The organism is Vibrio sp. Isolate33, assembly GCF_022397895.1.
Lineage (GTDB): Bacteria > Pseudomonadota > Gammaproteobacteria > Enterobacterales > Vibrionaceae > Vibrio > Vibrio pomeroyi.
In genome coordinates, this window is the sequence record NZ_JAKEUP010000015.1 from 99,040 (window position 1) to 119,776 (window position 20,737).

The window sequence follows — 20,737 nt, forward strand, 5'->3', positions numbered from 1 at the left end:
GCAGCCCTTTTTGATCTTGATGTTTCTTCTCGAAATAGAGCTAGATATTAAGCCACAGAGGTTTCTGCTGTTTCAGCTTTTGGCTCTGCTTCAAGCGTCATGTTGGTTTCTACACCGTGCATCCATGATACAAGCTTACCAGCACAAAGAAGTAGTAATACGCCACTAACTGTTGCTGTAATCGCGATACCACCAAAGATAGACATCGCGCCAAGTTCACCAACGTGAGAACCCACTAGGCCTGCTACGTAGTTTGCAACCGCATTGAAGCCGAACCAAGCACCCATCATTAGTGATGCTAAACGAAGTGGAGCTAGCTTAGTGACCAACGACAGGCCAATAGGCGATAGACAAAGCTCACCAAGTGTATGGAAGAAGAATGCACCTACTAGCCATAACATCGATGTTTTCACTGTTAGGTCGCCACCTTGCTCCATTACCGCACCCATCATGCACACAAAGCCAAGTGCTAAGAAGAACAACGCCATCGCAAATTTAACAGGTGAGTTTGGTTCACGCTTACCTAATTTCACCCAAAATGCAGCGATGATCGGTGCAAGTGTAATGATGAAGAATGGGTTTAGAGATTGGAACCAAGCCGCTGGAACTTCAAAACCACCAATCATACGGTCAGTATATTGTTGAGTGTAGATGTTCATTAGGCCGCCAGCTTGTTCAAAGCCAGCCCAGAAAACGATCACGAACAGACCCATAATCAGAATAACTTTTAGTCTGTCGAACTCTTCTTTGGTGAGTGGCGCTTTCTCTTTTGATTTGTTCAGCTCTTTTGCTCGAGCAGCCGCAGGTACAGAACCGATGTTGCCTAACCAAGATTGAGCCATCGTCATTTGCATGATCAAGCTAATAACCATACCAATACCAGCTGCCAAGAAGCCTGCTTTCCAACCGAATGAATCCACTGCTGCACCCGAAATCAAGCCACCAAGTAGTGCGCCTAAGTTGATGCCCATGTAGAAAATGGTGAAAGCACCATCACGGCGGTTATCGCCTTCTTGGTACAAGTCGCCAACCATGGTCGAGATGTTTGGCTTAAACATACCGTTACCGCTGATAAGCAGTGCTAAACCAAGGTATAGAGCGTTGACTTGGTCTAAGCCAATGAAGCCGTTAGGTAGAGCAAGTGTAAATTGGCCTAGAGCCATTAATACACCACCAATTAGGATCGACTTACGTTGTCCTAGGTAGTTATCGGCAATCCAGCCACCAATTAATGGTGTGATGTAGACTAAACCGGTGTAGATCCCGTAGAGATCGAGTGCGTCTTTTGTTGACCAACCAAGGCCACCATTAAGAGTGGTATCAGTTAAGAATAAAACAAGAATTGCACGCATTGCATAGTAGGAGAAACGTTCCCATAGCTCTGTGCTAAATAGTAGAAATAGGCCTCTAGGGTGGCCAAAGATGTTGTGAGTGCTTGGCATAAGTTTTACTAATTTTAGGTATTAAAAGATTTTATAGTCACTTATGTATACAGAGTGGAATAACCATCTGCAATAGGCGTCTTTTATGGTTACGATAACTAATTTTTTATAAGCTTATGAAAGTAAGGGGTTTTTTATGCAATGTCACCCAGACAATGCGTGCTGCAAACTAATTTTCCAGTTTTGAGCTGGATGCATAGTGAGCGTTTTAAAAGAATTACCGAATAATAAAAGTGAAATGTATTGGTTGGTTGTATCATTTTGAACTTCATATGGTATGGTGTGTTTTATTTGTCTGGCATACATACGCTTACAAGAATGCGCCTTTTTATCTGTAAATGATCCCTGTACAATGCTTAACCACTTTTCGGACCTATGACTTTTTGTTGATAAGTTGGTCTGTTACGCATAATTTCTTGCTTATCAGTCTTCATTTTATTAACGGTGATTAAACCGTTTTAGGCTTGTGGTAAAATGTCCAAAAATAGAAAATGGCTAGTAAAATGAAACGTTGGTATTTGCTCTACTGTAAGCGTGGTGATCAAAAACGCGCTCAACAGCACCTAGAAAATCAGGGGGTAGAGTGCTTTTACCCTCAAATAGAAGTCGAAAAGGTGGTTAGAGGGAAAGAGAAGCAGGTCAAAGAGCCGCTGTTCCCGTCTTACATCTTTGTTCGCTTTGACTATGAACAAGGCCCTAGCTTTACGACAGTTCGTTCAACGCGCGGTGTGGTCGACTTTATTAAGTTCGGCGCAAGACCGCATGAAGTCCAAGGTGACTTAGTTTTCGAACTCAAAGAGTTTGAGAAGTGTTGCAGTAACGAAACTGAAGATTGTTGTGTTGAGTTTGAGTCTGGGCAGGTGGTTAAGATTAAGAGTGGCCAGTTCGCTGGTATTGAAGCGATTTTCCATCAGAAAGATGGTGAAGCTCGTTCTATCATGCTCGTAAAAATGATCAGCCAAGTGGTTCCTATCAGTATTGAGAACGAAGCACTACAAGCTCACGCATAAATGCAACAATAAAAAAATCGGCTTAAAAATAAAAAGGCGCATCATGCGCCTTTTTTAGTATTTAGAATTTACCAATCGCTTTAAGCGTTGTAAGCATCGTTGTGAACGGCTTGTACTGCACGGCCAGATGGGTCAACACAGTTTTGGAAAGACTCATCCCATTCGATAGCTTTTGCTGATGAACAAGCTACAGACGGACCACCAGGTACACATTCTGCTGCTGACTCTAGCGGGAACAACTCTTCAAAGATTTCACGGTAAGCGTAGCCTTCTTTGGTCGTAGGTGTGTTGTAAGGGAAACGGAACTGAGCTGTTTCCATTTGCTTATCTGTTACTTTCGCTTCAGCTGTTGCCTTCAATGTATCAATCCAATCGTAGCCAACGCCGTCAGAGAATTGTTCTTTTTGACGCCATGCGATTGAGTCTGGTAGGTAGTCTTCAAAACACTCACGTAGGATGTGTTTCTCCATCTTACCGTTACCACACATCTTATCTTCAGGGTTCAAACGCATTGCCACATCGATGAACTCTTTGTCCAAGAATGGTACGCGACCCTCAACGCCCCATGCTGCTAATGATTTGTTTGCACGAGCACAGTCAAACATGTTCAGAGCCAGTAGTTTACGTACTGTTTCTTCGTGGAACTCTTTCGCGTTTGGCGCTTTGTGGAAATACAGGTAACCGCCGAAGATTTCATCCGCACCTTCGCCAGAAAGTACCATCTTGATGCCCATCGCTTTGATCTTACGAGCCAGCAAGTACATCGGAGTTGATGCACGAATCGTCGTTACATCGTAAGTCTCGATGTGGTAGATAACGTCGCGGATCGCGTCTAGGCCTTCCTGAATCGTGTACGTCATCTCGTGGTGTACAGTACCGATCTTGTCAGCCACTTCACGAGCAGCGATAAGATCTGGTGCGCCTTCTAAGCCAACAGCAAACGAGTGCAGTTGTGGCCACCAAGCTTCAGATTGCTCATCATCTTCAATACGCATTGCGGCATAACGTTTCGCTACTGCTGAAGTAATTGATGAATCTAGGCCACCTGATAGAAGTACACCATAAGGTACGTCAGTCATTAGTTGGCGTTTAACCGCTGCTTCTAGTGCTTCAGTAAGCTCTTCTTTGCTTGTGCTGTTGCCTTGAACCGCTGCATATTCGTTCCAATCACGAATGTAGTAACGCTGAGGCTCTGCATCTTTAGAAGAGTAGAAGCTACCAGGAGGGAACTCACTGATTGTTTTACATACTGGAACCAGTGCTTTCATTTCTGAAGCAACGTAGTAGTTACCGTGTTCATCGTAGCCTTGGTAAAGAGGGATGATACCGATGTGGTCACGGCCGACTAGATATTCGTCTTTCTCTTCATCGTATAAAACGAAGGCGAAAATACCGTTAAGTTCTTCTAGTAGGTCAGCACCCATTTCTTGGTATAGCGCAAGAATCACTTCACAGTCAGAGTCTGTCTGGAATTGGTACTTGTCTTCGTAGCGTGCACGAAGTTCTTTGTGGTTATAGATTTCGCCGTTTACTGCAAGAATATGCTTTTTGTCTTGGCTGTATAGTGGTTGAGCACCACTGTTTAAACCAACGATAGCTAAACGCTCGTGAGCAAGGATTGCTTTTTCACCAGCATAAATGCCAGACCAGTCAGGACCGCGGTGACGAAGCTTTTTAGACATTTCTAAAGCAATTGGGCGAAGTGCTGCGGCATCACTTTTAATGTCGAGAATGCCAAATACTGAACACATAGAACTTCCTTTTAAATAATTTCTAAATCAACTGTATTCAATTTGCCATTCTGGCTAAAAAAAGCAACCGGATGTAAGCAAAAAAATAATATAAAGGGGGTTATGTTAGAAAATATCTAATTATTGATTGGTTTTGGTGTTTGATATCTAATTGCAGTTGGTTTTTTATACGAAAACCTCTCAAAAGTGCAAAAATTCGCAATTTTGAGAGGCTTTGAAGAGGGCGTTTTAGGCTAGATTTTATTGATGTTTGGGTTTAACTGTTCACATACGTGGCGAGCAAAACCACTACCGGCTTCGCTATAAATGTTAAATGCCGCATCAACACCGTTTTCTTTGAGCGTTTCGAGTTGATCTGGATATTCAGCAATCGCCGCAATTTGGCCTTTGAAGTTTCGAGATTTTAACTGGTCTAATGCGGTTTGATTACCTTGGTGGTGAGGCATAGCCAAGATCACCAATTTCACATTGGCGGTATCTAAGATACGTTCCCAGAAGTCCGGGTCAGTCGCGTCGCCAGAAATCACGTTTCTGCCATGACTTCTGTGGTTGTGTGCTGCTTCTTCACGAACTTCGACACCTAGGCTGACTTTGCCATAGCGAGAGCGCAATTCGTCATAAGCACCAGTGCCAATTCGGCCCATACCAAGAATAAGTACTTGTGCACGACCCGGGTCAATTCGCTTATCACGTCGGTGAAGCTTTTCTGACGCATGCTCTTTCAGCCATTTACCTGACTGCTGATAAAGCTTGTGACCAGCTCGGTTTAAAGGTGCAGCGATTAAGAACGACAGTGAAACTGCAATGGCTACGGCAACCAAGATATCACCCGACATCCAACCCATCTTGAAGGCGAGGCCACCAACGATGAGGCCAAATTCGCTGTAGTTAAACAGTGATAATGAGGCGAGTAGAGAGGTTCGAACACGGAACTTGAAACGGTTGAGCACCAAGAAGTAGAGAACACCTTTCACTGGCAGCATCAGCAAGAACAAGATTGCAAGCATAAAGCCTTGAATGGTTGGTTGCTCTGACAAACCAATGTTCAAGAAGAAACAGACAAGGAAAAGCTCTTTAAGATTAAACAGCGATTTTGATAACTCTGAGGCTTTTGGGTGACCAGCAAGTAACATACCTAGAACAAGAGCCCCTAGGTCTGGTTTCACACCAACCAAATGGAATAAACCAGCACCGACGACTAATGCGAAGAAGATGCCGGACAGAACTAGCATCTCGCCGTGACCTACCCAATCGAGCACTTTGTAGAACAGTGGGCGTAGTAAGGGCAGGGCAAACAGAGCAATCGCATACCACTCAGGTATTTTGCCTGTAGAAGCCGTTAGGAATACTACGGCGAAGATATCCTGCATGACCAAGATACCAATCGCCAACGTTCCGTAGGTCGCATTCATTTCACCTTTCTCTTGCAGAGTCTTAACCGCAAATACCGTACTAGAGAATGAAAGAGCAAAACCGAGCAGAACGATCTGTTCTACCGACATGGCGGCCAGCGATGAAATACCTAAGAACTTAAAGCCAAACAGGGCGACGGCGAAAAACAGAGTGGACAAAAGGTTGTGGATTGTCGCGCCAGCCCAGATCTCTTTAGAGAGCAGGGTTTTGATGTCGAGCTTTAAGCCGATAGTAAATAGAAGCAGTGTGACACCAAGGTCAGCTAAAGTAATGATGGTGTCATTGGTTTCAAAGCCAAAGGCAAAAAGCCCAAAGCCCGCAACCAAAAAACCAACTAATGGGGGAAGGTGACACTTTAAAGCAATAAATCCTGCGATAAACGCAGTGGATATTAATATAAGTTCCATAACTTGTTGTTGTAGTTCCCTAGCTTAAAAAAACGGGCCGTGTTTATACAAACACGGCCCGCGGAAAATCAGAATTGTTTTTCTCTAGTCTTCGAGAAGCTTCTGCAGCAACACACCGTTGAGCATGGCGCGCTTAATCATGGCAAAAGCTCCCATTGTAGGATGTTTATCGATCTGTGATGCTACAATAGGCAAGCCGCTATGGAAAGTCGTTAACGACTGATTCTCTACATTGCGCTTAATTGCAGGGAAAACAATCTCTTGTGCCTTCGTAATATCACCCGCGATGATAACTTTTTGAGGGTTAAATAAGTTAATCGTCATAGCGATCGCCTTACCTAATTGGTTTCCTACTCGAACTAAGCTTTGTTTCGCCAGTTCGTCACCATTGATTGCATGGTCACACACATCTTGAATCGTAATACGGTCAAGCTCTGTTAAAGAAGACTCATAGCCTTGTTTAATCAGTTTTTGAACTCGTTCAACGATAGCTGGGTTTGCTGCTACGGTTTCAAGACAACCGAAGTTACCACACTGGCATTGCTCGCCTAGTGGATCGATTTGGATATGACCAATCTCACCTACGTTGCGGTTGTGACCTAAGAAGACCTGACCATTCACGATAATACCTGCGCCGGTACCGCGGTGAACACTCACTAAAATAGAGTCTTGGCTGTCTTTACTTGCGCCGAAGTAGTGTTCAGCAAGCGCCATTCCTCGAACATCGTTACCCACAAAACAAGCGACATGGAATGTGTCGCGAATAATGTCGCTTAAAGCTAGGTTATCGATGTCTGTGTTTGGCATGTACTCAACAACACCAGTCGTTGGGTTAACCAAGCCTGGAAGAGTAACGCCAATAGCAATCAGCTGGTCAATCTTTGGCTGGTGCTCAGCAATGAAAGCCTTCAAATTATTAACCAAGCCTTGGGTAAGGTCTGATTGGTCTGAATAATTCAGGTCTTGCTGTTGGAAAGCCAACTCACGACCGCCAAGGTCATGAAGGCTTATTTGAATATAGTCTCGGCCTAAGCGCACAGCGACAGAATGAAAAGGTTCTACTTCTGTGGTTAGGGAGATAGCGCGTCTACCGCCAGTAGACGCTTGCTGCGCAACCTCTTTGATTAGGCCGCGCTCTAAAAGTTGGCGGGTAATTTTTGTAACACTTGCCGGTGCGAGTTGGCTTACATCAGCCACTTGTATACGACTGATAGGCCCTTGTTGGTCTATTAGTCGGTATACCGCCGCACTGTTTAGTTGTTTAACTAAGTCTACGTTACCTATTTGTCCGCCATTCATACTTAATTGTGCTCGTATTGTCCATTAACAACAGTCGCTTTAACGTTAAAGTCTCGGTCAAATACAGCAAGGTTTGCAACCATGCCTTTTTTGATTCGACCTAGCTTGCTTTCTACACCGATAGCCGTAGCTGGGTATAGCGTAGCCATGCGAAGAGCTTCGTCTAAAGCGATACCAGCGTGCTCAACTGTATTCTGAACTGCTTCAATCATAGTCAGAGCTGAGCCGCCCAGTGTGCCGTTTTCATCAACACACTTACCATCTCGGTAATATACTTTCTTACCGACAAAAATAAAGTATTCCATGTCAGCACCTGCAGGAGCTGTGGCGTCCGTCACTAATACGAGCTTTTCTCCCTTGATTTTGTGCGCAATTCGAATGTTTGCGTAATCAACGTGGAAGCCATCGGCGATGATACCTGCATATACTTCAGGCGTATCGTAAATCGCGCCAACAACGCCTGGCTCGCGGCCAACCATAGGTGTCATCGCATTGAATAGGTGAGTTGCGAAAGTAATGCCAGACTCGAAACCTTGACGTGCTTCTGCATAAGTTGCGTTTGTGTGGCCGATAGAAACCACCACGCCCGCTTTCTGAAGACGTTCGATGTGTTCAGGATCGTTCAGCTCAGGCGCTAAAGTTACTTTTGCAACAAGGTCGCTGTTTTCACAGATAAGCTCAATCATCTCGTTATCAGATTTACGAATGTGATCGACGCTGTGAATGCCTTTTTTCGCAACGTTTAGGTACGGACCTTCAAGGTGAAGACCTAAAGACTGGTTTTGGTACTGATTGTGGTATTCACGAGCTGCCGTGATAACCGCACGCATGTCTTCGTCTGAAGAGGTGATAAGCGTAGGTAGGAAGCTAGTACAACCAGATTTCAGGTTTGCTTTGTGCATGATCTGCATAGTGTCTGCAGTGATCTCATCGTTCAGCATTACACCACCACAACCGTTCAGTTGTAGGTCAATGAAACCTGGGCTTAGGTTTGCTCCGTCTAGGTCGCGAAGCTCAATTCCTTCTGGCAATTCAGAGATAGGGCAGACTTTTTTGATCAGTTCGTTTTCGATTACTACTGCATGATCGGTCAGAACATCACTACCAGTGTAAATTTTACAGTTACTTAGCGCGTACATAGTCAGCTAATCCTTATTTCGTGAGATCTTTAAAAATTCTTCGTTACCTAAATGGGTACTTAGTTTGCGAGCATCATTTACGTAACGATTTATCTTTTATGGGCAAACGGCTTCAAAATGGGAAGCGATTTTAAGTGTTTGAAAAATATGTGAACAATTCATTTTATTTATAAGTTCAGGCTAAGTGTTATCAGTGGTTTATCTGGCATTGCTTGCCTCAAATAACCCGTTGTTAGCCCAAACATTAGATCTAGATTTTATCTATAAATGTTCATTTTTTTGAATGATAAAATAAGTTTTATGATCTCGCTAGCAAAAACCTCTGGATTTGGTAAAAACTGGTGATTACGATCACAAATGGTAAGGTTTTAATTTGCGGAGCAAAATTAATTGAATACACTGAATAGGACTAAATTGAGCGACTAAAATAAGTTTCTCAAACGAATTCTAAAAAATCCTATAGGGGGAAACAACTGGTGAATATTCTAGGATATGCACAGAAGCTGGGTAAGGCATTAATGCTACCTATCGCAACGCTTCCGATTGCGGCGCTTCTATTACGTTTAGGTCAAGGCGATCTACTTGATATTCCATTTATGGCGCAAGCTGGTGGTGCTATCTTCGGTAACCTACCATTGCTATTTGGTCTAGGTATCGCGATTGGTCTTTCTAAAGACGGTAACGGCGCAGCAGGTCTTGCTGGTGCAGTTGCTTACTTCGTACTAACAGCTACAGCAACGACAATTAACGCAGACGTTAACATGTCATTCTTCGGCGGTATCTTCGCAGGTATCATCGCAGGTCACTCTTACAACGCTTTCCACGCTACACGCCTTCCTGAGTGGCTGGCATTCTTCGCGGGTAAACGTTTAGTACCTATCATGGCCGGTCTATTTGCACTTGTTGCAGGTGCTGTGTCTGGTGTGGTTTGGCCTGGTGTTCAATCTGGTCTAGACGCACTGGCTCACGCAGTATCAACGTCTGGCGCTATCGGTCAATTCGTTTACGGTACTCTTAACCGTGCACTTATCCCTGTAGGTCTACACCACGTATTGAACTCATACTTCTGGTTCGGTATGGGTACATGTCAAGAAATCATCGTTGCTGGTCAAGGCGCATTCGCTAACATCACTCAACTTTGTGTTGACCCATCACTAGCTAAAACTCTAGTTGTTGGCCAAGAGCACACATTCACATTCGCTAACTCTGTAACTCCAGAAATCACTACTGTAGTTAAAGAAGTGACTGAAACTGTTAAATCTGGCGACCTACACCGTTTCTTCGGTGGCGATAAAGGCGCTGGCGTATTCATGAACGGTTTCTTCCCTGTAATGATGTTCGGTCTACCAGGTGCTGCACTTGCAATGTACCTAGCTGCTCCTGCTGAAAAACGCAGCCAAGTTGGTGGCGCACTATTCTCAGTAGCATTCTGTTCATTCCTAACAGGTATCACAGAGCCGCTAGAATTCATGTTCGTATTCCTAGCTCCTGCTCTATACGCAATGCACGCTGTATTTACTGGTCTGTCTCTAGTAGTTGCAAACATGTTTGGTACTCTGCACGGTTTCGGTTTCTCTGCTGGTCTAATCGACTTCGTATTGAACTGGGGTCTAGCAACTAAACCATTCGTACTACTACTAATCGGTCTAGGCTTCGGTGCTCTATACTTCTTCACTTTCTCTTTCGCAATCCGCGCTTTCAACCTGAAATCGCCAGGTCGTGAAGATGATGACGAAGCTGCTGCAGCTCCTGCTGGTGAAGCTCCAAAAGGCGACCTTGCACGTCAATACCTGAAAGCTCTAGGTGGTCACGACAACCTAACTTCAATCGACGCTTGTATCACTCGTCTACGTCTAACTCTTAAAGACCGCTCTGTTGCAGATGAAGTTGTTCTTAAGAAACTAGGTGCTAAAGGTGTGGTTAAACTAGGTGAAAACAACCTACAGGTTATCCTAGGCCCACTAGCTGAAATCGTAGCTGGCGAAATGAAAGCTATCGGTGCAGGTGAAGACCTATCTGATGTAAAACTTCCATAGTAAGGGAAGTACTTAACTGAGACGTAAAGTTCTCTTAAATAAGTTTCAAATTGAAAGCCTCCCACATGGGAGGCTTTTTTGTGCCTGCCGTTTAAGGCCAGCGAACACGGTTCGTTCTATTCTTCATCGAATAGCAGAAATAATCGCAATTAACGGACGGTTCTTATTGTGCAAAGGCGAAGAATTGTGGATGATTAGCAACAATGATCTTTCTATCTTTGACTTGCGCTTCAAGCGTCCGTTTTCTTGGAGATGAAAGATAACTTTCTCTGACAATACTAAATACATAGAGGTGCTATAGATGAGTGAAGCTGAGGCTCGTCCATCGAATTTCATTCGCCAAATTATCGATAAAGATTTAGCGGATGGTACACACAGTAGCGTGCATACTCGTTTCCCGCCGGAGCCGAACGGTTACCTGCACATTGGTCACGCTAAATCTATTTGCTTGAATTTTGGTATTGCTCAGGACTACCAGGGACAATGTAATCTTCGTTTCGATGATACAAACCCTGAAAAAGAAGACGTTGAATACGTTGAGTCAATTAAGAATGATGTAAGCTGGTTAGGCTTTGAATGGTCTGGTGACATTTGTTACTCATCAAACTACTTCGATACGCTTTACGCTTATGCTGTGGAATTAATTAATAAAGGCTTAGCGTACGTTGACGAGCTAAGTCCTGAGCAGATCCGTGAATACCGTGGCACGCTAAAAGAGCCAGGTAAAGCGAGCCCGTACCGTGACCGTAGCCCAGAAGAGAACCTAGCGTTATTTGAAAAAATGCGTGACGGTGGCTTTGAAGAAGGTAAAGCGTGTCTACGTGCTAAGATCGACATGAGCTCTTCATTCATGGTAATGCGCGATCCTGTTATCTACCGTGTTCGTTTTGCTCACCACCATCAGACGGGTGACAAGTGGTGTATTTACCCAATGTACGACTTCACTCACTGTATCTCTGATGCGTTAGAGGGTATTACGCACTCTATCTGTACGCTTGAATTCCAAGACAACCGTCGTTTGTACGATTGGGTTCTAGATAACATCACGATCGATTGCCAACCTCGTCAGTACGAGTTTAGCCGTCTGAATCTTGAATACACAGTGATGTCTAAGCGTAAGCTGAACCAACTTGTGGTTGAAAACCTAGTTCAAGGTTGGGATGACCCACGTATGCCTACTATTTCTGGCCTACGTCGTCGTGGTTTCACTTCTGCGTCTATCCGTGAATTCTGTAAGCGTATCGGTGTGACTAAACAAGAGAACATGATTGAATTCGGTTCACTTGAATCTTGTATCCGTGACGATCTAAACGAAAATGCACCTCGTGCAATGGCCGTTCTGGATCCAGTTAAGATCGTGATTGAAAACTACGATGCGGATAAAGTAGAGACACTAACGGTTGCTAACCACCCGAACAAACCTGAAATGGGCACTCGTGAAGTACCATTTACTCGTGAAGTGTGGATTGAGCGTGATGACTTCCGTGAAGAAGCAAACAAGAAGTACAAGCGTTTGGTTCTAGGTAAAGAAGTTCGTCTGCGTGGTGCTTACGTGATTAAAGCTGAACGTATCGAGAAAGATGCGGAAGGCAACATTACGACTATCTTCTGTTCTTACGACAATGAAACACTAGGTAAGAACCCTGCTGATGGCCGTAAAGTAAAAGGTGTTATCCACTGGGTATCTGCTGATAAAGCACTACCTGCTGAGATTCGTCTTTACGATCGTCTATTTACTGTGGCAAATCCAGCCGCAGCTGACGACTTTGCAGCAACGCTTAACCCTGAGTCGCTTGTTACGCTAAACGGTTTTGTTGAGCCTAGCTTAGCGGAAGGTGCAGCTGAGCAAGCGTACCAGTTTGAACGTACAGGTTACTTCTGCGTAGATTCGAAAGACTCTAAAGCAGACGCGCTAGTGTTCAACCGTACGGTTGGTCTACGTGACACTTGGGGTAAAACTGAAGCTTAATGCTTGAGTGTTTAGCTTGTTAAAAGCAACCCAATAAAAAAACCGGCCTAGAGCCGGTTTTTTGTGTTTGGGGATCTGTATCTGGCGAGGGCGTTGTTAATTCTCCTCCTCGTTGAGGTTAGATATCACTTGGTCGAGAGTTTGTGATTTCACCGGTGCGGGAGTTATACCAAAATACGTATTCAGCTCTGTCTGGGTTTCTATGGTGACCTTCAGCTGTGAAGATGTAATAGCAGAGCGCTTGAGCAGTAACAGGATTACCTTCTTTAGTTAAAAAAGTAAGATTTTGGCGGCGAGATACAAAGTCAAATCCATCAAAATTGTCTCGATCTGTTGTAACCGTAAGATCGGTATTCATGATGGCATCCCAGATAGACACACATCCTTGATGCCCTTGGCCTATATTATAAGGCGCACCCATTGGTGAGTTTTTATCCACACCTAAAGGATAGCCTTCATCATTGATGTCTAGTTGCGGGTTGCCATTCTGGTCTTCACCGAAGCCGGGTAGGTCGTTCATTTCTGAATTTCCGCCCCCATTCACAAGCCATTTGCTGTGCGCGAAGGTTATTGCACTTTGAAATTGAGATTGAGCAGCCTCAAACTGAGCGATACGACCATCAGTTTGAATGTTAAGGAAGCGAGGAAGGGCAACAACAGCAAGTACTGCAATAATCACCACAACAACTAACATCTCAATTAAAGTAAAAGCCTTAACTAACGGTATTCTTCTCATGGATACTTTATGATGCCCTATATAAAAAACGCCGGCCTAAGCCAGCGTTTAGTATTACTTCTTCGGTTTGTGTGCGTCAGGGTTACCTTTGCAATCACCGGTAATACTTTTTCCGTACAAGTATAAACTGTGGTTAGTCAGTTTCACGTTGTAACGTTCTGCGATTTCTTTCTGTCTCTCTTCGATGATGTCATCAGAGAATTCAATAACTTCGCCACAATCTAGACATACTAGATGATCGTGGTGGTGTTGTGTTGAAAGTTCAAATACAGACTTACCGCCTTCGAAGTGGTGGCGAGTTACAATGCCAGCGTCATCGAATTGGTTTAATACTCGATAAACGGTCGCAAGTCCGATCTCTTCACCTAAGTCGATCAGCTTTTTATATAAATCTTCAGCACTAATATGTTGGCAGTCTGGTTGTTGTAATACTTCTAAAATTTTGAGCCTTGGGAGGGTCACTTTAAGCCCAGCATCTTTTAGCGCTTGATTATTGTCTGACATATACTTTCCTGTTGATGATCTGCAGCAATTAACAGAATTCAATATTAATACCATTATAGTTTAGTCAGGCATAACAATAAACCACGAACTTCAAAGGGTTACTAATCGACATCACAATCTGTTTTGTAAATTGGAAGTATCTCACTTATAGTGGAGGTACGACCAGTCAAGGTGGCGGTAATTCTAATATGAACACGGAATGTTGTTATGAATAAGCAACTTGCAAAAATATACAAACCAAACATCGTAAAATTCGCTCTTAATATTTGGCCTCCGTTCTGGGGAGCGGGCATTAAGATAGCGCATATAAGTTCAGACTTCAGGGTAGTAAAGACAGTGCTCAAGCTACGTTGGTGGAATAAAAATGCCAATCGTACTCAATATGGCGGCAGCATATTTTCCCTGACGGATCCGGTTTACTCATTGATGTTAATGGGAATTTTGGGTGAGCGATATTATGTTTGGGACAAGGAAGCGAGCATCAACTTTATCAAACCTGGTCAATCTGACTTGTATGCCGATTTCGAAATAAGCCAAGGGCAACTGGATGAGATTTATCGTCAAACACAACTCGGTGAGAAGTGTTTTCCTGAGTTTATTATCTATGTCAAAGATAAGCAGGGGAATGTGGTATCAGAAATTCAGCGTACGCTTTATGTAAGAAAGAAGCCGCAATTTAGAGATGATGACGAAGCACTAGAAGCTGAGTGCTAATTGGTCACCATTGAATAGCAAAAAACCTCCCAAAAGGAGGTTTTTTCATATCTACATAGTAGTCATTAATTGTAACAATTAACGACCGCTAGAGAGTTAGTCTTCTAGCTCTGCTAGGCACATTTCTTCGTGGATTTGTTTAACCCAGTTAGATACACGCTCATCAGTTAGCTCAGGTTGACGATCTTCATCGATACATAGACCAACGAATTGGCTGTCATCGCCTTCAACTAAACCTTTCGATGCTTCGAATTCGTAGCCTTCAGTTGATGTATAACCTAGGATAGTACCGCCTTTCGCTTCAACGATGTCACGGATAGTACCCATAGCATCACAGAAGTATTCTGCGTAATCTTCTTGGTCGCCACAACCAAAGATAGCAACAAGCTTAGTTGAGAAATCAATAGCTTCTAGCTCAGGGAAGAAATCATCCCAATCACATTGTGCTTCGCCGTAGTACCACGTAGGGATACCAAGCAGCAGTAGATCGAAGTTATCGATATCTTCTTTGCTACTTTTTGCAATGTCTTGAACGTGAACGAGCTGCTTGCTCAATTGCTTTTGAATCATCTTAGCAACAGCTTCAGTGTTACCTGTATCGCTACCAAAGAAGAGACCTACACTTGCCATAGAATCATTACCTTTCATTTTGTCTGTTGTCGGTGTAATAAAGTTCGGAAGGGAATCGTTAGATCCCGGTTCCTTCCCAGCTTAGTTGGATTATCCCTTTGGCGATAAAACCTGCACAGCCAAGGAAAAGTACTAACCACACAATGCGACGACCAAATGGAGGAACATTTCCTTGTTTTAGAACGTCCTTAATTGCCATACCGATTAAAAAGAAAATCGCGGCAAATAGGAGATCTAAACCAACAGATTCAATGATGTTCATGTAGTCGTAAAGCATGGGAACCTTATATACCAATTTTGCTTGGGCGCACTATATCACTGTTGCGAGATAAAGTTAATGTGCAGTGATTACTCAGCTCTCATTTATCTGCATGAAAAAGCGCGCTTAAGCGATGAATTTTCGAATTGCTCTGAGTACTTCTGCTGGCTTTTCTGCGTGTAGCCAGTGACCCGTATTCGCAATGACGTGCGCCTTTGCGTTAGAAAATTGCTGCTGAACCGCGGTTTGGTGTTCAGCCGTGAGATAGTCAGAGTCCCCACCTTTTATTAGCAAGGTTTTGACCGAGGTTTTGTCGATCGGTTCCCAGCCAATGATGTGCGCGTAATTGGCGAGCAGGGATGCGACGTTAAAGCGCCACTCCATGATGCCTTGCTCTGATTTGAACAAAGATTTGGTCAAGAACTGGCGAACCCCATCAATCTCGATATGTTTTGCGAGAACCTTTAGCGCCTCTGAGCGAGAGGTTGGTTGTTCTGCGATCACGGCTTGCAGGCCAGCGAATACGTTATCGTGACGGCTCTGAGTGTAGGCGACCGGAGCCATGTCCAGTACAACCAACTTACGCAGTTCGAGATGTTGGGTGAGTGCCATCGCGACTTTGCCACCCATAGAGTGACCAATCACAGTCACATCTTCTAACTCAAGATCATTCAGCAGTTGAGCCACATCTTGTGCCATCGCTTGATAGTTGTGAGTGTCACTATGGAAAGATTGACCGTGGTTACGTAGATCGATACTAAGCACTTGATGATCGGCTTTTAGATCCCTAGCGAGCAAGCCAAGGTTGTCCAGATTACCGAATAATCCATGGATCAAAACAATGGTGTGACCCTCACCTTCAATTTTATAGTTGAGCTGTACTGACATTTTTATCTTATTCATGGTGGGTTTGACGTAGAGTATCCGCGCGGATCTCGCTATAATCCCCCAGAGTTTAAACATTGAGATTGTGAAAAGCGAATGAAAACAATTGAGGTTGATGAGGACCTATACCGTTTTATTGCGGGTCAGACAGAACGTATTGGCGAAAGCGCTTCAGATATTCTGCGCCGCTTGTTACAGGTTGATAGCCAAGGCATGGTTCCGATCGAAGAGATCGTTGAGCCAAAAGGTATCGTTGTTAGCAAAGAGGTAGGCTTTACTCCAGAGAAATTCGATGGCGTTAAAGAAATGCGCTCACTACTAATATCAGATGAGTTTGCATCATTAAAGAAAGCCATTGATCGTTTCATGCTTGTGTTATCAACACTGCATAAAATCGACCCTTTAAGCTTTTCAGAAGCAACTCAAGTAAAAGGCCGTAAGCGTGTTTACTTTGCAGACAACGAAGCGACGTTGCTAGCAAACGGCAACACCACTAAGCCTAAAGCCATTCCACAAAGTCCTTTTTGGGTTATTACTAATAACAATACAAGCCGTAAAAGACAGATGGTTGAGCAGCTTATGAGCCGCATGAGTTTCCAAGCAGAATTGATAGAAAAAGTAACAGGTTCAATTTAACGAAATCTGATTTAAACCTCATAATATCCATGGATAAGAAGATATTATGAGGTTTTTTTGTTTTTAAATTTTATATATAAGGATGTCGAAAAATGGCTATGCACCCTCGTGCTGGGCAAAAAGCTCAGCAGGAAGATCTTCATAATATTCCGGCTTTAGTGGCTAACTATTTCTTACAGCAACCGGATGCTACCAACCCAAATCACAAAGTACTGTTCGGTACTTCAGGTCACCGTGGTACAGCAGACAAATCAACATTTAACGAAAACCACATTCTAGCGATTGCACAAGCGGTTGCTGAGGTTCGTGCCGAGCAGGGTACAACAGGCCCACTTTTCTTAGGTAAAGATACTCACGCTCTATCTGAGCCTGCGTTCTCTACGGTTATCGAAGTGCTTGTAGCGAACGGTGTTGAAGTTATTATTCAAGAAAACAATGGCTTTACTCCAACACCGGGTATTTCGCACGCGATTCTTACGTACAACCTAGTGAATGATAAGAAAGCTGACGGCATTGTTATCACGCCTTCGCATAACCCACCACAAGACGGCGGTATTAAATACAACCCGACACACGGTGGTCCTGCTGAAGCTGAATTGACTCAAGCGATTGAAGACCGTGCGAACGTGATCATTGCTGAGCAAATGCAAGGTGTTAAGCGCACTCCTATCGCACAGGCTAAACAGTCTGAGTTAGTAAAAGAAGTGGATCTGGTTGCTCCATACGTTGCTGATTTGGTTAACGTGGTTGATATGGAAGCGATCCAGAAAGCAAACATCAAGATTGGTGTTGATCCACTGGGTGGCAGCGGTATCGATTACTGGCGCCAAATTGGTAAAGCGTACAACCTAGATCTTACTCTGGTAAGTGAAGCGGTTGACCCTTCTTTCCAATTCATGTCTCTAGATAAAGATGGCGTGGTTCGTATGGACTGTTCTTCTCCATACGCAATGGCAGGCCTACTGGCTCTTAAAGACGAGTATGCACTAGCGTTTGGTAACGACCCTGATTACGATCGCCACGGTATTGTGACACCAAAAGGCTTAATGAATCCAAACCACTTCCTAGCAGTTTGTATCGACTACTTGTACCGTAACCGTGAAGGTTGGGGTAAAGACGTTGCTGTTGGTAAAACACTGGTATCAAGCGCATTGATTGACCGTGTTGTTGCTGACTTAGGTCGCGAACTTTGTGAAGTGCCAGTTGGTTTCAAATGGTTTGTTGATGGCTTATACAACGGTCAGTTTGGTTTCGGTGGCGAAGAGAGTGCGGGTGCATCTTTCTTACGTAAAGATGGAACGCCTTGGTCAACAGATAAAGATGGCCTAATTCTTTGCCTACTTGCGGCTGAGATCACTGCGGTAACGGGTAAGAACCCACATGAGTACTACGAAGAGCTTGCTGCTAAACACGGCGAATCTAAGTACAACCGTATTCAAGCGGTAGCAAATGGCGCACAAAAAGACGTGCTGAAGAAGCTGTCTCCAGAGATGGTTTCGGCTGAAACACTTGCTGGTGATGCGATTACTGCTCGCTTAACGCATGCTCCAGGTAATGGCGCTGCGATTGGTGGCCTTAAAGTGACAACTGAGAACGGTTGGTTTGCTGCTCGTCCATCAGGCACTGAAGACATTTACAAGATCTACTGTGAAAGCTTTAAAGGTGAAGAGCACCTAAAAGCAATTGAAGCAGAAGCTCAAGAGATTGTTAATCAAGTATTTGCAGCCGCGGGCCTATAATCGAATCTCGATTACTAGAGTTGCTAAGCAAATAGAAGAAGGGTTGATGTGAAAGCATCAACCCTTTTTATTGGCCTGTTTGTAAGTAATCAGCTAAGACTAAGTCAATTCAATGACGAATGGGTTAGCCGTGTGGCCAGCTATGCGGCATCACAAACCAGAATTGACCAGACTGGGTTTGTCCATGAACAAAGCGATCACCAAACTCAGTGATAGGTATACCGCTGAAATCATCCGTCCCAGCTGCCCATTGTTCTTTGGTGAGAGGGTAGAGAGCTTCAGTGATCAGATGAGCTTGGTTTTGATAGCACCAAAAACCGTTTACTTGGCTTGGGTTAATGTCGTAACCCAAACATGTAGTAGGTACGTTTTGCTCTAAGAATGGATTGGTATATAGGCGACCTTGCATGAGGAGATGTTTTGAGTCGACTTCGATCTCTGGATACTGCTCAATAAAGGCGGCTGAAGATGACATTCCAAGCTGGTGGCTGAGCATTCTATCGAGCTTCTTATCCAATTGGTCATGAGAGTTAGGGCCAAACCATGTCTGTTCATGAAGTAGGTAAAACTTAATCGCGACTTCCCAGTGTTCTAACTTTTGGCTGTTCGCGTCTTCGAGAATAAAGTCGATAGCACCTAGTGTTCTACCCTCAACATTAATCTGAATCTCATCGTGCTTGATTGAATAATTATCCGAAGCAGTGATGACTTGTTCACATAGGTGTTGGTAGAGGAAGCCTAGTCTAGGATTACCATTATAAGCATGTGATGCGTCGAGTGCTTGGTGGCTTGAGAATACACCGAGGTCAGAAATGGGTGGCTTGATTTCCAGTAGTGGTGGTGAGCCAATCACCCATTGGTAAAAACGTTGCAGTTCAGTCATCGGTTCCTCGTAAACTTTAGTCATCTGTTCTTAATAAACAGAGGGCTGGGCTTTCGACATTCTACCCGTAAATTGATATAACGACGTTATTATAAAGGTAAGCTGGAAATAAAAATGAATAACTTACAATTAGAAAAGCTACTGAACGAAAAACTGCAGCCACAGCAGATTAAAGATTACTGTCCTAATGGTCTTCAAGTCGAAGGTGCTTCTGACGTGAAGCGCATCGTTACTGGTGTAACAGCTTCTCAAGCGCTGATTGATAAAGCGGTAGAATTGAACGCCGATGCTTTATTGGTTCATCACGGTTTCTTTTGGAAGGGTGAATCAGAGGCAATTCGTGGCATGAAAGGCAAGCGTATTCGTACTCTGATTAAGAATGATATCAACCTGTTAGGTTATCACTTACCTCTCGATATCCACCCTGAACTTGGTAACAACGCTAAGCTCGCTGAACTGCTTGATATTGAAGTAGAAGGTGGCTTGGAAGGGCACCCACAATCGGTTGCAATGTTTGGTAAGTTGAAAACACCAATGACAGGTGCTGAGTTTGCCGAAAAAATCGACCAAGTTCTGAATCGCAAGCCACTGCATATCGCTCCTGAAAATGCCGATAAAATGATTGAAACGGTAGGTTGGTGTACTGGCGGTGGCCAGGACTACATTGAGCTTGCAGCTTCTCAAGGTATTGATGCGTTTATCTCTGGTGAGATTTCAGAACGCACAACCTATTCAGCACGTGAGCAAGACATTCATTATTTTGCTGCAGGCCACCATGCGACAGAACGTTACGGTGTTAAAGCACTAGGTGAGTGGTTAGCTAAAGAACACGGCTTGGATGTTGAGTTTATCGATATCGACAATCCAGTTTAAGAACAGATCCTAGATGAGGGATACGAGTAAATAACATTCGTCATTCCCTAGACTGACGAAGGAGGGAGTAGGGAATCTCTTCGGGCTATCTACTCGTTGAATGAGATCCCCAACTCACTCGTTCCTCGTTCTTGGGGATGACGAGGAACTGTAAATTTGTACCTGTCGATGAAATGAGCTCGTTCGTCTCTCACTCTTGAGGGTGACGGAGTTGAGAGCTGATAAAAGAAAAGGGTTGATGTTAATACATCAACCCTTTTTTATTTTATTGGCTCCTCAAAACCACCGCCTAGGGCGGTGGTGATTGCTCCTTGAGGCTATAGCCTGAAGAAGTGCCCATGTTAGAAGTAACCTCTTATTCACCACAAGTAAGAGGAAACAACCACATGGGCGATTACAGAAGTTCATCACA

At 44.0% G+C, this 20,737-nt stretch carries 18 protein-coding genes; 7 read left to right on the top strand and 11 right to left on the bottom strand.

What is annotated here, in order from left to right; all coding sequences use genetic code 11:
- Nucleotides 1-47 precede the first annotated feature (47 nt).
- A complete protein-coding gene (locus tag L1D37_RS18655) occupies nt 48-1,442 on the bottom strand; it encodes a peptide MFS transporter (protein WP_239848760.1) in 1,395 nt (464 codons plus the stop codon).
- A 503-nt stretch (nt 1,443-1,945) separates the two neighbouring features.
- Between L1D37_RS18655 and rfaH the strand changes: the two genes are divergently transcribed.
- The gene (rfaH, locus tag L1D37_RS18660) at nt 1,946-2,452 is read left to right on the top strand and encodes a transcription/translation regulatory transformer protein RfaH (protein WP_176680254.1); all 507 of its coding nucleotides are present in this window, start codon (nt 1,946-1,948) and stop codon (nt 2,450-2,452) included.
- 80 nt (nt 2,453-2,532) lie between these two features.
- Here the strand turns inward: rfaH and asnB are convergent, their stop codons facing one another.
- The 4 genes from asnB to nagA form a co-directional block, all read right to left on the bottom strand.
- The gene (gene asnB / locus L1D37_RS18665) at nt 2,533-4,203 is read right to left on the bottom strand and encodes an asparagine synthase B (RefSeq protein ID WP_017629612.1); all 1,671 of its coding nucleotides are present in this window, start codon (nt 4,201-4,203) and stop codon (nt 2,533-2,535) included.
- Between the two features lie 233 nt (nt 4,204-4,436).
- The gene (locus L1D37_RS18670) at nt 4,437-6,023 is read right to left on the bottom strand and encodes a cation:proton antiporter family protein (protein WP_176680253.1); all 1,587 of its coding nucleotides are present in this window, start codon (nt 6,021-6,023) and stop codon (nt 4,437-4,439) included.
- An 84-nt stretch (nt 6,024-6,107) separates the two neighbouring features.
- Nucleotides 6,108-7,322, bottom strand: a complete 1,215-nt coding sequence (locus tag L1D37_RS18675) for an ROK family protein (RefSeq protein WP_017629614.1) — start codon at nt 7,320-7,322, stop codon at nt 6,108-6,110.
- A 2-nt stretch (nt 7,323-7,324) separates the two neighbouring features.
- A complete protein-coding gene (gene nagA / locus L1D37_RS18680) occupies nt 7,325-8,461 on the bottom strand; it encodes an N-acetylglucosamine-6-phosphate deacetylase (protein WP_239848762.1) in 1,137 nt (378 codons plus the stop codon).
- 476 nt (nt 8,462-8,937) lie between these two features.
- Here nagA and nagE point away from each other — a divergent pair, with 476 nt between their 5' ends.
- The gene (gene nagE / locus L1D37_RS18685; protein ID WP_128644346.1) at nt 8,938-10,497 is read left to right on the top strand and encodes an N-acetylglucosamine-specific PTS transporter subunit IIBC; all 1,560 of its coding nucleotides are present in this window, start codon (nt 8,938-8,940) and stop codon (nt 10,495-10,497) included.
- A 301-nt stretch (nt 10,498-10,798) separates the two neighbouring features.
- On the top strand, nt 10,799-12,466 hold the full coding sequence (glnS, locus tag L1D37_RS18690) for a glutamine--tRNA ligase (RefSeq protein ID WP_176680251.1): 1,668 nt from the start codon (nt 10,799-10,801) through the stop codon (nt 12,464-12,466).
- Nucleotides 12,467-12,584: 118 nt separating this feature from the next.
- On the opposite strand, the gene L1D37_RS18695 is transcribed toward glnS, so the two are convergent.
- Complete coding sequence (locus L1D37_RS18695; protein WP_239848763.1) at nt 12,585-13,202, bottom strand: prepilin-type N-terminal cleavage/methylation domain-containing protein; 618 nt, start codon at nt 13,200-13,202, stop codon at nt 12,585-12,587.
- 54 nt (nt 13,203-13,256) lie between these two features.
- Nucleotides 13,257-13,706 (bottom strand): ferric iron uptake transcriptional regulator FcrX, encoded by a 450-nt coding sequence (gene fcrX / locus L1D37_RS18700; RefSeq protein ID WP_017630056.1) that lies wholly within the window; start codon nt 13,704-13,706, stop codon nt 13,257-13,259.
- 207 nt (nt 13,707-13,913) lie between these two features.
- Here fcrX and L1D37_RS18705 point away from each other — a divergent pair, with 207 nt between their 5' ends.
- Nucleotides 13,914-14,420, top strand: a complete 507-nt coding sequence (locus L1D37_RS18705) for a DUF4442 domain-containing protein (RefSeq protein ID WP_004737898.1) — start codon at nt 13,914-13,916, stop codon at nt 14,418-14,420.
- 96 nt (nt 14,421-14,516) lie between these two features.
- Here the strand turns inward: L1D37_RS18705 and fldA are convergent, their stop codons facing one another.
- The 3 genes from fldA to L1D37_RS18720 form a co-directional block, all read right to left on the bottom strand.
- On the bottom strand, nt 14,517-15,050 hold the full coding sequence (fldA, locus tag L1D37_RS18710) for a flavodoxin FldA (protein WP_004737899.1): 534 nt from the start codon (nt 15,048-15,050) through the stop codon (nt 14,517-14,519).
- Between the two features lie 58 nt (nt 15,051-15,108).
- Entirely contained in the window at nt 15,109-15,327 is a 219-nt protein-coding gene (locus L1D37_RS18715) for a DUF2788 domain-containing protein (protein ID WP_004737900.1), read from the bottom strand.
- Between the two features lie 108 nt (nt 15,328-15,435).
- Nucleotides 15,436-16,197 carry an alpha/beta fold hydrolase gene (locus L1D37_RS18720; RefSeq protein ID WP_239848764.1) on the bottom strand — a complete coding sequence of 254 codons (762 nt, stop codon included), beginning with the start codon at nt 16,195-16,197 and terminating at the stop codon, nt 15,436-15,438.
- A gap of 93 nt (nt 16,198-16,290) precedes the next feature.
- Between L1D37_RS18720 and seqA the strand changes: the two genes are divergently transcribed.
- Both seqA and pgm read left to right on the top strand, forming a co-directional pair.
- Nucleotides 16,291-16,830 (top strand): replication initiation negative regulator SeqA, encoded by a 540-nt coding sequence (gene seqA / locus L1D37_RS18725; protein WP_017630054.1) that lies wholly within the window; start codon nt 16,291-16,293, stop codon nt 16,828-16,830.
- A 92-nt stretch (nt 16,831-16,922) separates the two neighbouring features.
- Nucleotides 16,923-18,569 (top strand): phosphoglucomutase (alpha-D-glucose-1,6-bisphosphate-dependent), encoded by a 1,647-nt coding sequence (gene pgm, locus L1D37_RS18730; RefSeq protein ID WP_239848766.1) that lies wholly within the window; start codon nt 16,923-16,925, stop codon nt 18,567-18,569.
- A gap of 124 nt (nt 18,570-18,693) precedes the next feature.
- Here the strand turns inward: pgm and L1D37_RS18735 are convergent, their stop codons facing one another.
- Nucleotides 18,694-19,452: a DUF1853 family protein gene (locus L1D37_RS18735; RefSeq protein WP_239848768.1), complete on the bottom strand. Its 759-nt coding sequence runs from the start codon at nt 19,450-19,452 to the stop codon at nt 18,694-18,696.
- A gap of 114 nt (nt 19,453-19,566) precedes the next feature.
- Here L1D37_RS18735 and L1D37_RS18740 point away from each other — a divergent pair, with 114 nt between their 5' ends.
- Nucleotides 19,567-20,325: a Nif3-like dinuclear metal center hexameric protein gene (locus L1D37_RS18740; protein WP_239848769.1), complete on the top strand. Its 759-nt coding sequence runs from the start codon at nt 19,567-19,569 to the stop codon at nt 20,323-20,325.
- The last annotated feature ends 412 nt before the right edge of the window (nt 20,326-20,737 follow it).

What these genes read in the sequence shown, in the direction of transcription:
- asnB (WP_017629612.1), bottom strand. Translation starts at nt 4,203, where the DNA reads ATGTGTTCAGTATTTGGCATTCTCGACATTAAAAGTGATGCCGCAGCA.
- glnS (WP_176680251.1), top strand. Translation starts at nt 10,799, where the DNA reads ATGAGTGAAGCTGAGGCTCGTCCATCGAATTTCATTCGCCAAATTATC.
- L1D37_RS18670 (WP_176680253.1), bottom strand. Translation starts at nt 6,023, where the DNA reads ATGGAACTTATATTAATATCCACTGCGTTTATCGCAGGATTTATTGCT.
- L1D37_RS18695 (WP_239848763.1), bottom strand. Translation starts at nt 13,202, where the DNA reads ATGAGAAGAATACCGTTAGTTAAGGCTTTTACTTTAATTGAGATGTTA.
- L1D37_RS18705 (WP_004737898.1), top strand. Translation starts at nt 13,914, where the DNA reads ATGAATAAGCAACTTGCAAAAATATACAAACCAAACATCGTAAAATTC.
- pgm (WP_239848766.1), top strand. Translation starts at nt 16,923, where the DNA reads ATGGCTATGCACCCTCGTGCTGGGCAAAAAGCTCAGCAGGAAGATCTT.
- L1D37_RS18655 (WP_239848760.1), bottom strand. Translation starts at nt 1,442, where the DNA reads ATGCCAAGCACTCACAACATCTTTGGCCACCCTAGAGGCCTATTTCTA.
- L1D37_RS18740 (WP_239848769.1), top strand. Translation starts at nt 19,567, where the DNA reads ATGAATAACTTACAATTAGAAAAGCTACTGAACGAAAAACTGCAGCCA.
- L1D37_RS18675 (WP_017629614.1), bottom strand. Translation starts at nt 7,322, where the DNA reads ATGAATGGCGGACAAATAGGTAACGTAGACTTAGTTAAACAACTAAAC.
- rfaH (WP_176680254.1), top strand. Translation starts at nt 1,946, where the DNA reads ATGAAACGTTGGTATTTGCTCTACTGTAAGCGTGGTGATCAAAAACGC.
- fldA (WP_004737899.1), bottom strand. Translation starts at nt 15,050, where the DNA reads ATGGCAAGTGTAGGTCTCTTCTTTGGTAGCGATACAGGTAACACTGAA.
- nagA (WP_239848762.1), bottom strand. Translation starts at nt 8,461, where the DNA reads ATGTACGCGCTAAGTAACTGTAAAATTTACACTGGTAGTGATGTTCTG.
- seqA (WP_017630054.1), top strand. Translation starts at nt 16,291, where the DNA reads ATGAAAACAATTGAGGTTGATGAGGACCTATACCGTTTTATTGCGGGT.
- L1D37_RS18720 (WP_239848764.1), bottom strand. Translation starts at nt 16,197, where the DNA reads ATGTCAGTACAGCTCAACTATAAAATTGAAGGTGAGGGTCACACCATT.
- fcrX (WP_017630056.1), bottom strand. Translation starts at nt 13,706, where the DNA reads ATGTCAGACAATAATCAAGCGCTAAAAGATGCTGGGCTTAAAGTGACC.
- L1D37_RS18715 (WP_004737900.1), bottom strand. Translation starts at nt 15,327, where the DNA reads ATGCTTTACGACTACATGAACATCATTGAATCTGTTGGTTTAGATCTC.
- L1D37_RS18735 (WP_239848768.1), bottom strand. Translation starts at nt 19,452, where the DNA reads ATGACTGAACTGCAACGTTTTTACCAATGGGTGATTGGCTCACCACCA.